Here is a 15,760-nt window from a genome sequence, read left to right as displayed (position 1 = left end):
CGTGCAGATGGGAGCGGCGGCGGCGGGCGCGCTGCTCGGCGGGGTCGCGGTCACCCTGGCCGGCGTCTCGGGCGCGTTCGTCGCGGCATCCGTTCCTGTGCTGCTCGTGCTCGGCTGGGACCTGCTGCGCCCGGCCTCGGGGTACTGGTCGGCCACGGCGGCGGCGCCGGCCGGCTCGCCGGAGCCGTCATCATCAGGTGCCCGGATGCCGCTGCTCCTGTCGCTCACGGGCGTGTCGTTCGCGTTGTTCTTCGCCCGATTCGCGGGCGAGCAGGGGCTCATTCCCGTTCTCGCATATGGTCCGGGCGGGCTCGATCCGATCGGGCTGGGCGTCGCGCTCGCCGGGGGCACCGTCGCGAGCATGATCGCGCTGCCGCTCGTCGGGCGAGCCGTCGACCGTGGCGCCCGAACCTCGGTGCTCGTGCCGTCGGCGATCGTCGCCGGCCTGGCACTCGTGCTGCTCAGCGTCGCGAACTCGCCGTGGCCGTTCGCGCTGCTCATCGTGGTCTACGGCATCGCGACGAGCCTCGCGAACGTGGTTCCCGGCGTGGTGACCGCCGAGGCCTTCCCGGGGCGCCGCACCGGCGGGGTCGTCGGGGTCACTCGCACCGCGGGAGACGTCGGTGCCGCGGTCGGCCCGCTCGTCATATTCTGGGTCGCGGATGCCGCAGGCCCGGTGCCTGCGATGCTCATGACCGCGGTCGTGCTCCTCGTCGCGATCGTCGTGTTCGCGATCGCCGCGCGGCTCGAAACCACCCACGTCCCCGCCCCCGCGACCGGGATCTAACGCAAGCGCCGATCGCGACGGCGCGACCGCGGCTCGTCGAGTCCGATGTGCACCCGGGTTCGCCTGCGCTCCCAGGTGATGAACGCGGCGCCGAGCGCCCACAGCGGCACCTGGGTGAGGAACGCCATCCGGAACGCATCGAGGCTGTAGGTGTCGGGCGTTCCCGCGCCCTGCGCGTCCATCGCGATGCCGATGAAGAGGATCGCGAGGAGCGCCGCGAGGAACCCGCCCACGTTCACGATGCCGGTCGCCGTGCTGAGCCGGTGGCTCGGGTTGAAGGTGCGCGCGTGGTCGAACCCGATCATCGACGCGGGGCCGCCGGTGCTGAGCGCGAAGGCGAGCACGAAGAGCAGCCAGAGTGGCGCCTGTCCGGGCCAGAGGATCACCGCGAGCCACGCGACCGCCTGGATCCCGATGACCGGCAGCACGAGCATCCGGGAGCGACGCATCGGATGACGGCTCGAGAGCACGCCGATCGCCGGACCGACGACCATGCCCGACACGACGTAGACGCTGAAGAGGAGCGACGCCATCGCGGCGGAGAGGCCCTCGCCGACCGTGAGGAACGGGAAGCCCCACAACAGGATGAATGCGGTGCCCGAGAACGGCGTCGTGAAGTGCGACCAGAAGGCGAGTCGCGTGGCGGGGTGCGCCCACGACTCGCGGATCCCCTCGCGGAGGTCCGCCGCAGACGTCACGACGCGGATCGCCCCCGTCTCGGTGTCGACCGAGACATCCGCGTCTCGATCAGGAGGGCGGTTGCGGATGACCGCGAAGGTGAGCACCGTGAAGAGCACGCCGAGCCCGGCGAGGCCGCCGAATGCGACGCTCCAGGTCGTCGCGTGCAGGAGCGCCGCCATCGGCAGGATCGCGAGGAGTTGGCCGCCCTGGCCGACGATGCCGGTGAGCTGCACGAGGAACGGCGCCTGCCGCTCGGGGAACCACACGGCGACGACGCGCAGCACGCTCGGGAAGATCGCAGCATCGCCCGCGCCCACGAGCATCCTCGCGAGGATCGCGGTCCCCACGTCGGGCGCGAACGCCATGACGAGCTGGCCAACCGCCATCAGGAACATCCCCATGGTGATCATCGGCCGCGCACCGAACCGGTCGAGCAGGAGCCCCACCGGAATCTGCATCGCGCCGTACACGAACAGCTGGATGACCGCGAAGAGCGAGAGCGTCGAGGCATCCGCATCGAACCGCACCGCGGCGTCGACGCCGACCGCTGAGAGTGACGTGCGGTTGGTGACCGACAGCACGTAGGCGGCGACGCCGACGCTCCACACCAGCCACAGGCGCCAGGGGCGCGCGGGCGGGAGTGCAGTCGTCACGGGACCTTCGCAAGGGATCGGTGGACGGCGGCACGTGGCGACCGCCTCTGTCAAGCGTACCGAGAGCACCATGGCGTCACGGTTGGGGAGCGGGCTCGAACCAGAACGAGCGGATGCCCCAGAAGGGACATCCGCTCGCTCGATGATTGCCTAGAGCGGGTGCGCGAACGACCCGCCCGGTCGCCCTACAGCTCGGCGCTCTCGGCCGCAGCCTCGGCGACGGCCTCGAGCGGGGTCGGGCCGTCGGAGGTCACCACCTCGCCCTGCTCGGCCGCGAGCTCGGCGTCGAGGTCGGTCGCCGCCTGCTCGAACTGCGAGTTGTAGAGGCGGTAGTAGGCGCCCTTCGCGGCGATGAGCTCCTCGTGCGTGCCCTTCTCGACGATGTCGCCGTGCTCCATCACGAGGATGAGGTCGGCGTCGCGGATCGTCGAGAGCCGGTGCGCGATCACGAACGACGTGCGACCCTCGCGGAGCGCCGCCATCGCGTGCTGCAGGAGCAGCTCGGTGCGGGTGTCGACCGACGACGTCGCCTCGTCGAGGATCAGCACCGACGGCTGCGCCACGAACGCGCGGGCGATCGTGATGAGCTGCTTCTCACCCGCCGAGACGTTCGACGCCTCTTCGTCGAGCACGGTGTCGTAGCCGTCGGGCAGCGAGTGCACGAAGCGGTCGACGTACGTGGCCCGAGCGGCTTCGAGAATCTCGTCGTCGGTCGCCGACTGGCGCCCATAGCGGATGTTCTCGCGGATCGAGCCTGCGAACAGCCACGGATCCTGCAGCACCATGCCCGTGCGGTAGCGCACATCGTGCCGCGTCAGCGACGCGATGTCCTGTCCGTCGAGCAGGATGCGACCGCCGTCGAGCTCGTAGAACCGCATGATGAGGTTCACGAGTGTCGTCTTGCCGGCACCCGTCGGGCCGACGATCGCGACCGTCTGGCCCGGCTCCACCCGGAACGACAGGTCGCGGATCAGCGGACGCTCGGGCGTGTACGAGAACGACACGTTCTCGAACTCGATCGTGCCGTCGCCCTCGACCGGTGCCGGGGCATCCGCGACCTCGGGCTCCTGCTCTTCGGCGTCGAGCAGCTCGAACACCCGCTCTGCCGAAGCCGTGCCCGACTGCACCACGGCGGCCATGCCACCGAGCTGCGAGAGCGGCTGCGTGAACTGCTGCGAGTACTGGATGAACGCCTGCACGTCGCCGAGGCGCAACTGGCCGCTCGCGACCATGAGACCGCCGAGCACGGCGATGCCGACGTACGTGAGGTTTCCGATGAACATCATGCCCGGCATGATGATGCCCGACAGGAACTGCGCCTTGAACGCCGACTCGTACAGCTCCTCGTTCTCGGCACGGAACTTCTCGCTCGCGTCGCGCTCGCGACCGAAGACCTTCACGAGCGCGTGGCCCGAGAACGACTCCTCGACGCGGGCGTTCAGCCGGCCGACCTTCTTCCACTGCACGCCGAATGCGGCTTGCGACTTCGGACCGATGATGCCGAAGATCACGCCCATGAGCGGGAGCGAGATGAGGGTGACGAGCGTGAGCTGCCACGAGATCGAGAACATCATGACCATCACGCCGACGACGGTGAGCACACTCGTGAGCGCGCCCGAGAGCGACTGCTGCAGCGTCTGCGTGATGTTGTCGATGTCGTTCGTGACTCGCGAGATGAGCTCGCCGCGCTGCACGCGGTCGAAATAGCTGAGCGGCAGCCGGTGCACCTTCGCCTCGACGTCTTCACGCAAGCGCCACACCGCCCGCACCATGATGACGTTGATCACGTACCCCTGAACCCACGACAGCAGGGAGGCGACGATGTAGAGCATCAGCACCGCGATCACGATCTGGCTCAGCGCGACGAAGTCGATGCCCTCGCCCGGCGTGAGGTTCGCGGCTGCCACGATGTTCGCGAAGTCCTCCTGCCCCGACGCCCGGAGCTGCTCGACGATCTGCTCCTGCGTGACCCCCGCCGGCAGCTGGAGCGAGATCCAGCCCTCGAAGATGAGGTTCGTCGCTTCGGCGAGCACCTTCGGCGCGATGACGGTGAGCACGACGCCGATGGCGCCGAGCAGGGAGACGAACGCGAACGACCACTTCCACGGGACGAGGAGCCCCAGCATGCGGCGGAAGCTCGCGCCGAAATCCTGCGCCTTCCCGGGTGCCACGCTGTCCCACGAGCCCGAGTTGATGCGCGCCTCCTCGGCGAGCTCGTGCTCGATGCGCTCCTCTTCGGTCATCGGCTTGGGTTCTGCCTGGCGGCCACGGCCGCGGCCGTTCTTCTTGGTGTCGGTGCTCATGCCGTGGCCTCCACTCCGAGCTGGGATTCGACGATCTGGCGGTAGGTCTCGCTCGTCGCGAGGAGCTCGTCGTGCGTGCCGATGCCGACCATGCCGCCGTCGTCGAGCACGACGATGCGGTCGGCGTCGGTGATGGTCGAGACGCGCTGCGCGACGACGATCTTCGTCACCTGCGGCAACTCCCGCCACAATGCCTGTCTCAGCCGCGCATCGGTGGTGAGGTCGAGCGCCGAGAACGAGTCGTCGAACACGAGGATGTCGGGGTTGTGCACGATCGCGCGGGCGATCGCGAGTCGCTGGCGCTGCCCGCCTGAGACGTTCGTGCCGCCCTGGGCGATGCGGGCGTTGAGCCCGCCCTCCATCTCGGCGACGAAGTCGCGGCCCTGTGCGATCTCGAGTGCGTGCCAGAGCTCGGCGTCGGTGGCCTCCTCGCGCCCGAACCGCAGGTTGGATGCCACGGTGCCGGCGAAGAGGAACGGACGCTGGGGCACGAGACCGATGGTCTTCCACAGATGCTCGAGCTCGGCCTCGCGCACGTCGACGCCGTTGACCCGCACCGAGCCGCCGGTGGCATCGAACAAGCGTGGAATGAGCGAGACGAGCGTGGTCTTGCCCGCGCCGGTCGAGCCGACGATCGCGACGGTCTCGCCCGCGTCGGCGCGGAACGAGATGCCCTCGAGCACCGAGTGCTCGGCGCCGGGGTAGGCGAACGCGACGTCGCGGAACTCTACGGACCCCACCTCGGGGAACGTCGTCACGGGGTTCGCCGGCCGCGTGAGCGTCGACTCGCTCGCGAGCACCTCGCTGATGCGCTCGGCCGACACGGCCGCGCGCGGGATCATCATCGTCATGAACGCGGCCATGAGCACGCCACCGAGAATGAGCCCGACGTACTGCATGAAGGCGAACAGGGTGCCGATCTGCACGCCACCGGCGTCGACCTCGATCGCGCCGAACCAGATCACGCCGATGATCGTCACGTTGATCACCAGCATGAACAACGGGAACAGCGTGACGAACAGGGTGCCCACGTGGCGCCCGACGTCCATGATGTCGGTGTTCGCGCCGCGGAAGCGCTCCTCTTCGATGGGCTCGCGCACGAACGCGCGCACGACGCGGATGCCCGTGAGCTGCTCGCGCATGATCCGGTTCACCGCGTCGAGCTTCACCTGAAGGCTCCGGAACAGCGGCACCATCCGGCCGAGCACGATGATCGCGACGAGGAGGATCGTCAGCACCGACGCGCCGATGAGCCAGCTGAGGCCGACGTCCTGCGAGAGTGCCAGCACGATGCCGCCGATCGCGAGGAGCGGCGCGCTGACGAGCATCGTCGCGCCCATCATCGCGAGCATCTGCACCTGCTGCACGTCATTGGTGTTGCGGGTGATGAGCGATCCGGGCCCGAACTGCGAGACCTCACGCTCGGAGAACGCACTGACCTTGTCGAACACGTCATTGCGGATGTCGCGACCGGCGCGCATCGCGGCCTTCGCGGCGAAGTAAGTGGCGACGATCGCCGCGACGATCTGGCCGAGGGAGATCGCGAGCATGAACAGGCCTGTCGACCAGATGTAGTCGGTGTCGCCCTTCGAGACGCCTTCGTCGATGATGTCGGCGTTGAGGCTGGGCAGGTAGAGGCTCGCGAGAGCCGAGATGAACTGGAAGGCCAGCACGCCGAGCAACAGCCAGCGGGAGGGCTTCAAGTAGCGGACGAGGAGTTTTCCGAGCATCAGTTCTCCGGAACTGGGGGTGGTACGAGGTCCACGGATGGCGTGGCCGACACTCGAAAAGCGTGCGGCGTCCACGCCGGTGAGCGGCGACGCACCCCCATGCGTCGCAGCCGATTGAGCCTGTCACGACCACCAAGGGTCGTCAAGTTGATTCGGCCGTCCGATCACCTGATCGGGCGCGATTTCGCTGAGAGCGTGAAACGTTCGATTCTTGCGGCGGATGCCCCGTCCAGCAGTGTCGGTGGCGCGTGCAAACATGGGGAGGTGACCGCCGACCGACTGCTCCCTGCGGCAGCCGAGCTCGGCCGGTCGAGCGGCGGATGGCGCGACGCCGTGGCGGCGTTGTCGCCGCGGGCTGCGGCAGATGCCGCCGAGGGCATGAACGACGATTCCGGGGCATCCGCTGCTCCCCGTCGCCCGCTCGCGCTGCAGTTCGAGTTGCGGCACCGCGTCGTGCGCCGGCCCGGCAGCTGGCAGGGCCCGCGCGACGAGCCCGCTCGCGATGCGGCATCCGTCGACCGATTGGCGGTGCGTCCGGTCACGTCGGGCACCCGTGGCTGGATCAAGTCGGGCATCACGTGGCAGAACGTCGGCTACCAGGCGAGCGCCGGCGGGTTCGACCCCGCGCAATCGCGCTGGTTCGGCCAGTTCGCGCTGCTGAAGGGCGGCACGCCGGGCGTGTACAACCTGTACGGCTCCGAGTGGATCACGCTCGACGAGTTCGAGAGCCCGCTGCTCTGGGCACTGCTCGCCGAGGCGGGCCGGCTCGGCATCGCGCTCGTCGGCTCCGAGGCGACGCCCACCGTGGTCGTCGGCGAGCGCGCGTCGATCGCACTCGACGCGAGGGTGGAGCGAGCGGATGCCGCGGCCGGCGCTGCGTTCACCGAAGCGGCCGCGCGACCCGAGCGACCCGATACCGCGGCCGGCGACCTCACGCTCACGCCCACCGTCACCGTCGACGGCACGCCCACCGGCGCCGCCGTTGCGCGACTCATCTCGAGCCACGGCCTCTACCGCTTCGACTTCGCGAGCGGCACGATCGAGCTCGCCCCGATCGCTGCCGCCAACGGCCGAGGCCGCTCGGCCGGCTCGCTCAGCCCGCTCGGCACGGCCCAGCGCACCGCGGTCGAGCAGGCGCGCACCGTGCGCGTGCCGGCCGCCGAGCTCCCCGAGTTCCTGCGCGCGCACTACCCGTCGCTCGCCCGGGCGCTGCCCGTCACGAGTCGCGACGGCAGTTTCGACCCGCCGGCGCCGCCTCCGGCGACCCTCGTGCTCACGGCGGGATTCGAGCCCGGCGACGTGCTCAGGCTCGATTGGCACTGGGAGCACGGAGACGGGCGGCAGAGCCCGCTCGCGGCATCCGACGACGACTTCATCGACCCCGTGGCCGAGCGCGCCGTCGCCGACGTGGTCGCCGACGTGCTCGGCGGGCCCGCGGCGCCCGTCGTGTTCCGGGGCATCGACGCGGCTGAGTTCGCCGCCGAGGTGCTGCCGCTGCTCGAGGGTGTCGATCGCGTGCGCGTCGACGTCTTGGGCGAGCGGCCCGACTATTGCGAGGCGACCGCGCCGCCGAAGCTCACCGTGACGACGGTCGAGTCGCTGCGCACCGATTGGTTCGACCTCGGCGTGATCGTCACGGTCGACGGCAGGAAGGTGCCGTTCGGTCCGCTGTTCAAGGCGCTCTCGAAGGGCGCGAAGAAGCTGCTGCTCGTCGACCGCAGCTACCTCTCACTCACCCAGCCGGTGTTCGAGCCGCTGCGCGAGCTCATCGAAGAGGCCGGCACGCTCGCCGAGTGGGAGGCGGGCCTGCAGATCGACCGCAGCCGCGCGAGCCTCTGGTCGGAGTTCGAAGACCTCGCCGACGTGAGCGAGCCCGCGCTCGCCTGGCGCGAGACCGTCGCGGGGCTGAACGGCGGCACCGTCGAGCAGTTGCCGCCACCCGCGGGGCTCGCGCTGCCGTTGCGTCCGTACCAGCTCGAGGGATTCCGCTGGCTCGCGTTCCTCTACCGGCACCGGCTCGGCGGCATCCTCGCCGACGACATGGGCCTCGGCAAGACCGCGCAGACGCTCGCGCTCATCGCCTTCGCCGTCGAGGAGGCGAGCGCAACGGATGCCGCGCGCCGCCCGTTCCTCGTCGTCGCCCCAACCTCCGTCGCCTCGAACTGGGCGAGCGAGGCCGCGCGTTTCACCCCGGGCCTCCGCGTCGCGACCGTCACCACGACCGAGGCGAAGGGCACGACGAGCATCGCGGATGCCGCCGCGAACGCCGACCTCGTCGTCACCACCTACGCCGTGCTGCGCCTCGAGGCCGCCGCGTTCGCCGCCCTCGAGTGGGGCGCGCTCGTGCTCGACGAAGCCCAGTTCGTGAAGAACCCGGCGACGAAGGTGCACGAGGCGGCCCGCGGCATCCGTGCGCCGTTCCGTCTCGCGGTCACGGGCACCCCCATGGAGAACAACCTCGGCGAGCTGTGGGCGCTGTTCAACATCGTCGCGCCGGGCCTGTTCCCGTCGGGGCGGGCGTTCACCGAGCGCTACCGCCGGCCCATCGAGCACGAGCGCAACGCCGATCGGCTCGCGACGCTGCGCCGACGCATCCGGCCCCTCATGCTGCGCCGCACGAAAGAGCTCGTCGCCCCCGAGCTGCCGCCGAAGCAGGAGCAGGTGCTGCACGTCGAGCTCGGCGCCCGGCACCGCCGCCTCTACGACACCTTCCTGCAGCGCGAACGGCGCAAGCTCTTCGGCCTCATCGACGACCTCGACCGCAACCGGTTCATCGTGTTCCGCTCGCTCACGCTCTTGCGCATGCTGAGCCTCGACGCGTCGCTCATCGATCCCGAGCGCTACGCGAGCATTCCGTCGGCCAAGCTCGACGCGCTCTTCGAACAGCTCGACGACGTGCTCGCCGAGGGGCATCGCGCGCTCGTGTTCAGCCAGTTCACCTCATTCCTCGGCCGTGCGGCCGTCCGCCTCGACGCGGCCGGCGTCAGCTACGCCTACCTCGACGGCTCGACCACGAAGCGCGACGAGGTGATCGAGCGGTTCCGCAGCGGCGAGGCATCCGTCTTCCTCATCAGCCTGAAGGCCGGCGGCTTCGGACTGAACCTCACCGAGGCCGACTACGTGTTCCTGCTCGACCCGTGGTGGAACCCCGCGAGCGAGGCGCAAGCCGTCGACCGCGCGCATCGCATCGGGCAGGCGAAGACCGTGATGGTCTACCGCATCGTCGCCGCCGACACGATCGAGGAGAAGGTCATGGAGCTGAAGGCGCGCAAGGGCGAGCTCGTCGCGTCGATCGTCGACGACGACGCGCTCTTCAGCGACACGCTCACGGCCGACGACATCCGCGGGCTGCTCGGGCCCTGACGGGCTCGGGTGCAGGCAGAAGCGACGTCCGGCGTGGTGCGGCTCGTCGCTCCTGCCTGACCGGTTACCTGCCTTCGGCTTCGCGCGAAACCGCGGCCCACTCGTTCCAGGTGTCAAGACGCTGCTGGTAGACGCCCGGCAGCATCTGCAGGGGCATTTCCCCGAAGAAGACGCGCAGCGGCGGCTGCTCGGAGTCGACGATCTTCAGGATCGCGTTGCCGAAGCCCAGCGGCTTCGGAACTCCGCCGGCGAAGGCCTTGGCCAGGGCGTCGTGGATCGGCTGGTACTGAGGCATGGGCGTGGCGCGGGTGGCGGAGGCGCCGCCCCAGTCGGTGTCGAAGCCTCCGGGCTCGACGATCGTCACGTTGACCCCGAATCCTGCGAGTTCCTGGGCGAGGCTCTCGGAGTAGCCCTCGAGTGCCCACTTCGACGCGTTGTAGGCGCTGAGGGTGGGGAAGGTGGTGACGCCGCCGACGCTCGAGATCTGGATGATGTGGCCCGAGCCCTGCTCGCGCAGGATCGGGAGCACCGCGTTCGTGACGGCGATGGCGCCGAAGAAGTTGGTCTCCATCTGGTCGCGCACCTGCTGGAGCGAGACCTCCTCGGCTGCGCCGAACAGGCCGTAGCCGGCATTGTTGATGACGACATCGAGACGACCGAACTTCTCGTGTGCTGCGCCGATGGCGGCGTTCACCTGGTCGGTATCGGTGACGTCGAGGGCGAGCGGCAGCACCGCGTCACCGTACTCCTCCGTCAGGTCGGCCAGCGAGTCGGTGTCGCGGGCAGTCGCGGCGACCTGATCACCGCGGCTGAGCGCGGCTTCTACGAAGGCTCGTCCGAATCCCTTGGACGAGCCTGTGACGAACCAAACCTTGGTCATTGTGTGTGTCTCTCCTTCTACGCCGGGGGTCGTTTCGTTCACCTTACGCCGCGTATGACACCGAGTGTCAAATATGACTCCGGTGGTACGCTGGGCGGATGAGGCGAGGCAGATGACGGCGGATCCACCGATCGCGATGCGCGAGCGCACTCGCAGAATCGTGCAATCGGAACTCACCGTCGTCGCGCAAGACCTGTTCGTCGAGTCGGGTTACGAGGCGGTCACGGTGGAGCAGATCGCCGCCGCCGCCGGCATGTCGAAGCGCACGTTCTTCCGCTACTTCTCGTCGAAGGAAGACCTGGTCATCGGAAAGTACGACCTCTTCGGCGACAAGCTCGCCGAGTCGCTCGCCGTGAGGCCTGCTGAGGAATCCGTATGGGAAGCACTCCGGAGGGTCTTCGACTTCTTCGTCGAGTACGTCGACGATCCGAAGCTGCGAGAGCGACGGGCCGCGATGGAGCGCATCGTTCAGAGCACGCCTGCCCTCAACGCGGCCTACCTCGAGAAGATGTCCCGCATGCAGAAGCTGCTCGAAGAGGGTGTCGCTGCGCGGCTCGGGATCGACCAGCGCACGGATCCTCGCCCCGGAGCGATCGTCGGCGCCGCGTTCGCCTGCCTTCTCGCCGCTCAGGTCACGTGGCACGAGTCCGATCAGGCGGGATCGTTCGGGCCGATGCTCGACGATGCGATGGCGGCGTTCCACCTTTACCCGCCTACGGCGCGATGACCCGCACTCTGCTGATCGCGAAGACGAGAGCACCGACGACGACCGTCGCGATGAAGATGACGATGCAGTACATCGCCACGATTCCGTAGCCTTGCGCCGGATCGAGGAACGGGTAGGGCACCCAGCCGTCGGTTGCGCCCCGGATGAGCACGACGACGATCCAGACCGCCGGGAAGATGAGCACCACCCAGAGATTCCGCCACGGCACGGCGCTGCGATCGCCGAAGAGGATCCAGTCGAGGGCGGCATAGACCGGGAACGCCACGTGCAGCACCCAGTTCGCCCAGTCGAGCGAGATGCCACCCTCGAGGCCGGTGAGGAGCGTGTTGTAGACGATGCCGACGATGACGATGTACGTCGTGGCGCAGGCTCGCAGGAGGACGAGCAACGGGGTCTGCGGGCGTCCGCGGAACGTCGCCACGGCAGCCAGCAGCAGGATCACCGCGGTGATGATGTTGCTCTGCATCGTGAAATAGCCGAAGAAGTTGAACGGGTTGATCGTCGCCCGCGAGGCGGTGTCGAAGAAGGTCGCGACGATCGCGGTGGCGATCACGAGCACCACCAGCAGCCGCAGCGAGGCGAACAGCACCCCTCGGGAGCCGCGCGCCGCGCCGATCTCCGTCTCGCTCGTCACCGTCATGGCATCCCCCCGGCTGCATCGCGTCCCCGACCGCGACCTGCATCGCGTCGTCACATGTCTATCGCGATTGTCAGCCGAGTGCGGTGAGCGCCTCGACGATCGGCGCGTCGCCGCTCACGAGCTCGAACTGCACGCGCACCGCGAGGCCGTTCTCGAGCACCGCGGCGATGACGGCCGCGACATCCGCTCGGGGGATCCGTCCTTTTCCCAGGGGCGTGCCGACGCGCACCTTGCCGGTCGGCGGGTCGTTCGTGAGGGAGCCGGGGCGCACGATGGTCCAGTCGAGGTCGCGGTCGCCGTTGCGCACCGCGGCATCCGCTTGGCTCTTGGCCTTCAGGTAGATCTGGAAGATGTCGTCGGATGCCGCGTCGAAGCGGTCGACGTTGATCGCCGACACGATGACGAGGCGGCGCACTCCGGCGGCGTCGGCCGCGTCGGCGAGCAGGATCGCGGCATCGCGGTCGACGGTGAACTTGCGCTCGGCCGAGCTGCCAGGGCCGGCGCCCGCGGCGAACACGGCGGCGTCGGCGCCCGCGAGCACCTCGGCGAGCTCGCGAACCGACGTGTGCTCCAGGTCGAGCACCACGGCCGTCGCGCCGGCCGCTTCGACGTCGGCGCGATGCTCGGGTTTGCGGATGATCGCCAGCGGTTCGTGCCCGCCGTCGGCGAGCAGGCGCTCGAGGATGAGCGCGATCTTCCCGTGGCCCCCGGCTATGACGACTCGCATCGCCACAGTCAACGCTGCGGCGGCCGATGCCGCAAGCGACGCCGGCATCCCGGTGGGCGTGCCGACCGTGTCGAGCGCGCCGGACGGCGGCAATCTCACGTGTCGCTCGGCGACGCGACGGACGAGAATGGCCCCGGAGGTCGATGATGATCAACACGCACGAGGTCGAGAACCAGGTGCCGCCGCGCGAAGGCGTCGACGAGTACTCGTCGAATGCGCCGCTCGTCGAAGCGGTCGAGCGATGGGGAAGGCCCGAGGCCGCCGCTGCACTCCGTGAGACCGGGCAGCTCGTGGGCACCGCGGCGTTCCAGCACGACGCCGAACGGGCGAACACGCACTCGCCGACCCTGCAGACGCACGACCGCTGGGGGCGCCGCGTCGACGAGGTCGAGTACGACGACGCCTACCACCGCATCCTCGGCGCGGCCGTGAGCGCGGGCGCGCACACGTCGGCGTGGGCCGATCCCGGTGGCGGCGCGAACGTCGAGCGCGCTGCGGCGTTCTCCCTCTTCGCGCAAGTGGAGCCCGGGCATGCGTGCCCTGTGTCGATGACGCATGCAGCGGTGCCGACGCTCGCGCTCGCGGCATCCGGGCTCCGGAATGAATGGATGCCGCGGCTGCTGAGCCGGGCGTACGACGCGGGGCTGGGCGGGGGTGGAGCGAAGGCATCGGCGCTCGTCGGCATGGCGATGACCGAGAAGCAGGGCGGCTCCGACGTGCGCGCGAACACGACGCGCGCCGAGGCGACCGGCGCCGACGACGGGTGGGGCCGCGAATTCGCGCTCACCGGGCACAAGTGGTTCTGCAGCGCGCCGATGAGCGACGCGTTCCTCGTGCTCGCGCAAGCGCCCGGCGGGCTCAGCTGCTTCTTCGTGCCGCGCGTGCTGCCCGACGGATCGCGGAACGCCTTCCGCATCCAGCGCCTCAAGGACAAGCTCGGCAACCGCTCGAACGCCTCGAGCGAGATCGAACTCGCCGGAACCAGTGCGTGGCTCGTCGGCGAGGAGGGCCGCGGCGTCGCCGCGATCGTGCCGATGGTCACGCGCACGCGTCTCGATTGCGTCATCGGCACGGCGGCGGGTATGCGGCAGTCGGTCGCCGAGGCCGCGTGGCACGTGCGACATCGCAGCGCGTTCGGATCGCTCCTCGTCGACCAGCCGGCGATGGCGGCCGTCGTCGCCGAGCTCGCACTCGAGTCCGAGGCGGCCACGCTCACGTCGATGCGGCTCGCGCGTGCCTACGACGACGACGCGGATGCTGCCGAGCAGGCGTTCCGTCGTCTCGCGACCGCCGTCTCGAAGTACTGGGTCTGCAAGCGGGGACCGGGCCACGCGTACGAGGCGCTCGAGTGCCTCGGCGGCAACGGGTATACCGAGACGTTCCCGCTCGCGCGGCGCTATCGCGAGCAACCGCTGCTCGCGATCTGGGAGGGGTCGGGCAATGTCATCGCGCTCGACGTGCTGCGCGTGCTCGCTCGCGAGCCCGAGGCGTTCGAGGCCTTCTTCGACGAGGTCGGAGCGGCCTCGGGGGAGCACGCCGGCTTCGACCTCGAACTCGCCGAGGCGCAGTCGGTGGTTCGGGAGATCTCGGCGGATGTCGCGGGCTCGGCCGCTCGGGCGAGGGAACTCACCGAGCGGCTCGCCCTCGTGCTGCAGGCCTCATTGCTCATCCAGTACTCGCCGGGCGAAGTGGCGGACGCCTTCGTGCGCACACGGCTCGAGGGAGCCGGCGGGATGCTCTACGGCGCGCTGCCTCCCGGCGTCGACACGGCGGCGCTGCTCGCGCGAGCGTGACGGGAGTCTGCAGACTACGAGAGCCAGAGGAACGGCGGATGCCCCACCGGCGCGTCACCCGACGCGACGAGTCGCGCGAGCCGCACCGCGCCGTCGAGCGGTGTGCCCGCCGGATCGATGAGTGAAGCGTCGGGCGCGAGGCGCACGAACTCCGCCTCGAACCCGGCGATGAACGCGCCCCCGGCCTCGAACACGCCGCCGACACCCGACGCGCGCCAGGGCAGCCGAGGGTCGAGCGCCGCGGCGAGCGTGCCCGCCACGAGCGTTCCAGCGGTCGACATGATGCGCGTCGCGACGGGGTCGCCGATGCCGGCGAGCGCCGCGACATCCGCCGCGAAGTCTGCGAGGATCGCGCCGCGGTCGTCGCGCGTGGAGAGCTGCGCGGGCCACTCGGGTGCCGGGCCGAAGCGGGCGACGGCCGCGGCGAGGAGTGCGGCGGCATCCGTCGTCACGCCGTCGTGGGTGAGGATCGCGGCCTTGAGTCCTTCGATGCCGACCCACGCGCCCGAGCCGCGATCGTCGTAGAGGTGGCCCCAGCCGCCGACGCGCCGCCAGATCGAGCGCAGGTCGGTGCCGATTGCGATCGTGCCCGTTCCAACCGCCACCACAGAGCCGCCCGAACCGGCGAGTGCGCCGAGGTGCGCGGTGACGGCGTCGATCGCGAGTGCCACGGAAGCACCTCCGGCCGCCGCAACGAGACGCGGAAGCTCTGCGGCAGGGTCGCCGGCGAGCGAGGCGACGCCCGGCGCGCCGATGCCGACCGCGGCGAGCGGGGCATCCGGCCACTGCACTCGTACCGCGGAGATGAGCGTTTCGGCCACGTCGAGTGGGTTCGTGGCCCCCTCGCTGATGCCGGTGCGAACCTCCGGCAGCAAACGGCGCGAGGAACCGAGCGCAGCGCCGGCCGGCTCGAGTGCGATGCGGCTGCCGGTAGCACCTGTGCCGCCGAGGTCGATGCCGAGCACCCAGGGTCCGGGTTCGGAGACTCGTTGCACCAGCTGGCTCATGCGTCAGTCGCCCAACCGACGCTCGAGGCTCGCCGCCGAGGGCGACTCGCCGAGCACGCGCTGCAGCGCCTCGAGCAGGCGGGCGGCCTCGCGAGAGCCGATGCTCTCCTCGAGCATCGCGTCGATCTGCACGGTGGCCTCGCGCACACGGGGGAGCAGCGACTGGCCCGAATCGCTCAGACTGAGCTCGATCGACCGGCGGTCGCGGGAGCTCGGCATCCGTTCGACCCACCCACGCGTGACGAGCAGGTCTACGGCGCGGCTCGGACTGCCGACCTCGCACACGATGAGCTCGCCGAGCGTGCGCAGGCTGATCGGGCCGCGCTCGCCGAGCACAGTGAGGATCTCGGCTTGCGCCGGGGTCACGCCCAGCGGCCGCAGCCGCTCGGCGAGCATCCGGTTGCCCTCGCGCTGCACGGCCAGGATCGTCAGCCGCAACCGCTCGAAGTTCATCGCCGCCTCCACGCTC

At 69.9% G+C, this 15,760-nt stretch carries 12 protein-coding genes; 4 read left to right on the top strand and 8 right to left on the bottom strand.

The window, feature by feature from the left end:
• The coding region (locus ESP51_RS06535; protein WP_129520094.1) for an MFS transporter at nucleotides 1–787 on the top strand (787 nt) is incomplete at its 5' end.
• Here ESP51_RS06535 and ESP51_RS06530 read toward each other — a convergent pair.
• The 3 genes from ESP51_RS06530 to ESP51_RS06520 all read right to left on the bottom strand — a co-directional run bounded on the left by ESP51_RS06530 (nucleotide 784) and on the right by ESP51_RS06520 (nucleotide 6,154).
• Nucleotides 784–2,121, bottom strand: a complete 1,338-nt coding sequence (locus ESP51_RS06530; RefSeq protein WP_241843017.1) for an MFS transporter — start codon at nucleotides 2,119–2,121, stop codon at nucleotides 784–786. The genes ESP51_RS06535 and ESP51_RS06530 overlap by 4 nt on opposite strands.
• A gap of 185 nt (nucleotides 2,122–2,306) precedes the next feature.
• Nucleotides 2,307–4,424 carry an ABC transporter ATP-binding protein gene (locus ESP51_RS06525; RefSeq protein WP_206737228.1) on the bottom strand — a complete coding sequence of 706 codons (2,118 nt, stop codon included), beginning with the start codon at nucleotides 4,422–4,424 and terminating at the stop codon, nucleotides 2,307–2,309.
• Nucleotides 4,421–6,154 (bottom strand): ABC transporter ATP-binding protein, encoded by a 1,734-nt coding sequence (locus ESP51_RS06520; protein ID WP_129520092.1) that lies wholly within the window; start codon nucleotides 6,152–6,154, stop codon nucleotides 4,421–4,423. Before ESP51_RS06520 ends, ESP51_RS06525 begins: the two co-directional genes overlap by 4 nt.
• Nucleotides 6,155–6,418: 264 nt before the next feature.
• On the opposite strand from ESP51_RS06520, the gene ESP51_RS06515 reads away from it, so the two are divergent.
• A complete protein-coding gene (locus tag ESP51_RS06515; protein WP_129520091.1) occupies nucleotides 6,419–9,517 on the top strand; it encodes a DEAD/DEAH box helicase in 3,099 nt (1,032 codons plus the stop codon).
• Nucleotides 9,518–9,581: 64 nt separating this feature from the next.
• On the opposite strand, the gene ESP51_RS06510 is transcribed toward ESP51_RS06515, so the two are convergent.
• On the bottom strand, nucleotides 9,582–10,397 hold the full coding sequence (locus ESP51_RS06510) for an SDR family oxidoreductase (RefSeq protein WP_129520090.1): 816 nt from the start codon (nucleotides 10,395–10,397) through the stop codon (nucleotides 9,582–9,584).
• Between the two features lie 112 nt (nucleotides 10,398–10,509).
• On the opposite strand from ESP51_RS06510, the gene ESP51_RS06505 reads away from it, so the two are divergent.
• Nucleotides 10,510–11,124 (top strand): TetR family transcriptional regulator, encoded by a 615-nt coding sequence (locus tag ESP51_RS06505; RefSeq protein ID WP_164990436.1) that lies wholly within the window; start codon nucleotides 10,510–10,512, stop codon nucleotides 11,122–11,124.
• Here ESP51_RS06505 and ESP51_RS06500 read toward each other — a convergent pair.
• Nucleotides 11,111–11,764, bottom strand: coding sequence for a Pr6Pr family membrane protein (locus ESP51_RS06500; RefSeq protein ID WP_129520088.1), 654 nt, complete (start codon nucleotides 11,762–11,764; stop codon nucleotides 11,111–11,113). The genes ESP51_RS06505 and ESP51_RS06500 overlap by 14 nt on opposite strands.
• Before the next feature lie 70 nt (nucleotides 11,765–11,834).
• Entirely contained in the window at nucleotides 11,835–12,590 is a 756-nt protein-coding gene (locus tag ESP51_RS06495) for an NAD(P)H-binding protein (protein ID WP_338420338.1), read from the bottom strand.
• A gap of 44 nt (nucleotides 12,591–12,634) precedes the next feature.
• Here ESP51_RS06495 and ESP51_RS06490 point away from each other — a divergent pair, with 44 nt between their 5' ends.
• Complete coding sequence (locus ESP51_RS06490; protein ID WP_129520087.1) at nucleotides 12,635–14,284, top strand: acyl-CoA dehydrogenase family protein; 1,650 nt, start codon at nucleotides 12,635–12,637, stop codon at nucleotides 14,282–14,284.
• A 14-nt stretch (nucleotides 14,285–14,298) separates the two neighbouring features.
• Here ESP51_RS06490 and ESP51_RS06485 read toward each other — a convergent pair whose 3' ends face one another.
• Together ESP51_RS06485 and ESP51_RS06480 are read right to left on the bottom strand one after the other, a co-directional pair.
• A complete protein-coding gene (locus ESP51_RS06485; RefSeq protein ID WP_241843016.1) occupies nucleotides 14,299–15,279 on the bottom strand; it encodes a BadF/BadG/BcrA/BcrD ATPase family protein in 981 nt (326 codons plus the stop codon).
• Between the two features lie 15 nt (nucleotides 15,280–15,294).
• Entirely contained in the window at nucleotides 15,295–15,744 is a 450-nt protein-coding gene (locus ESP51_RS06480; RefSeq protein WP_129520085.1) for a MarR family winged helix-turn-helix transcriptional regulator, read from the bottom strand.
• Nucleotides 15,745–15,760 lie beyond the last annotated feature (16 nt).

This window comes from Agromyces albus (assembly GCF_004134825.1).
Lineage (GTDB): Bacteria > Actinomycetota > Actinomycetes > Actinomycetales > Microbacteriaceae > Agromyces > Agromyces albus.
This window is presented reverse-complemented; position numbering and strand designations above follow the sequence as displayed.

What these genes read in the sequence shown, in the direction of transcription:
- ESP51_RS06520 (WP_129520092.1), bottom strand. Translation starts at nt 6,154, where the DNA reads ATGCTCGGAAAACTCCTCGTCCGCTACTTGAAGCCCTCCCGCTGGCTG.
- ESP51_RS06505 (WP_164990436.1), top strand. Translation starts at nt 10,510, where the DNA reads ATGACGGCGGATCCACCGATCGCGATGCGCGAGCGCACTCGCAGAATC.
- ESP51_RS06525 (WP_206737228.1), bottom strand. Translation starts at nt 4,424, where the DNA reads ATGAGCACCGACACCAAGAAGAACGGCCGCGGCCGTGGCCGCCAGGCA.
- ESP51_RS06490 (WP_129520087.1), top strand. Translation starts at nt 12,635, where the DNA reads ATGATGATCAACACGCACGAGGTCGAGAACCAGGTGCCGCCGCGCGAA.
- ESP51_RS06500 (WP_129520088.1), bottom strand. Translation starts at nt 11,764, where the DNA reads ATGACGGTGACGAGCGAGACGGAGATCGGCGCGGCGCGCGGCTCCCGA.
- ESP51_RS06480 (WP_129520085.1), bottom strand. Translation starts at nt 15,744, where the DNA reads ATGAACTTCGAGCGGTTGCGGCTGACGATCCTGGCCGTGCAGCGCGAG.
- ESP51_RS06510 (WP_129520090.1), bottom strand. Translation starts at nt 10,397, where the DNA reads ATGACCAAGGTTTGGTTCGTCACAGGCTCGTCCAAGGGATTCGGACGA.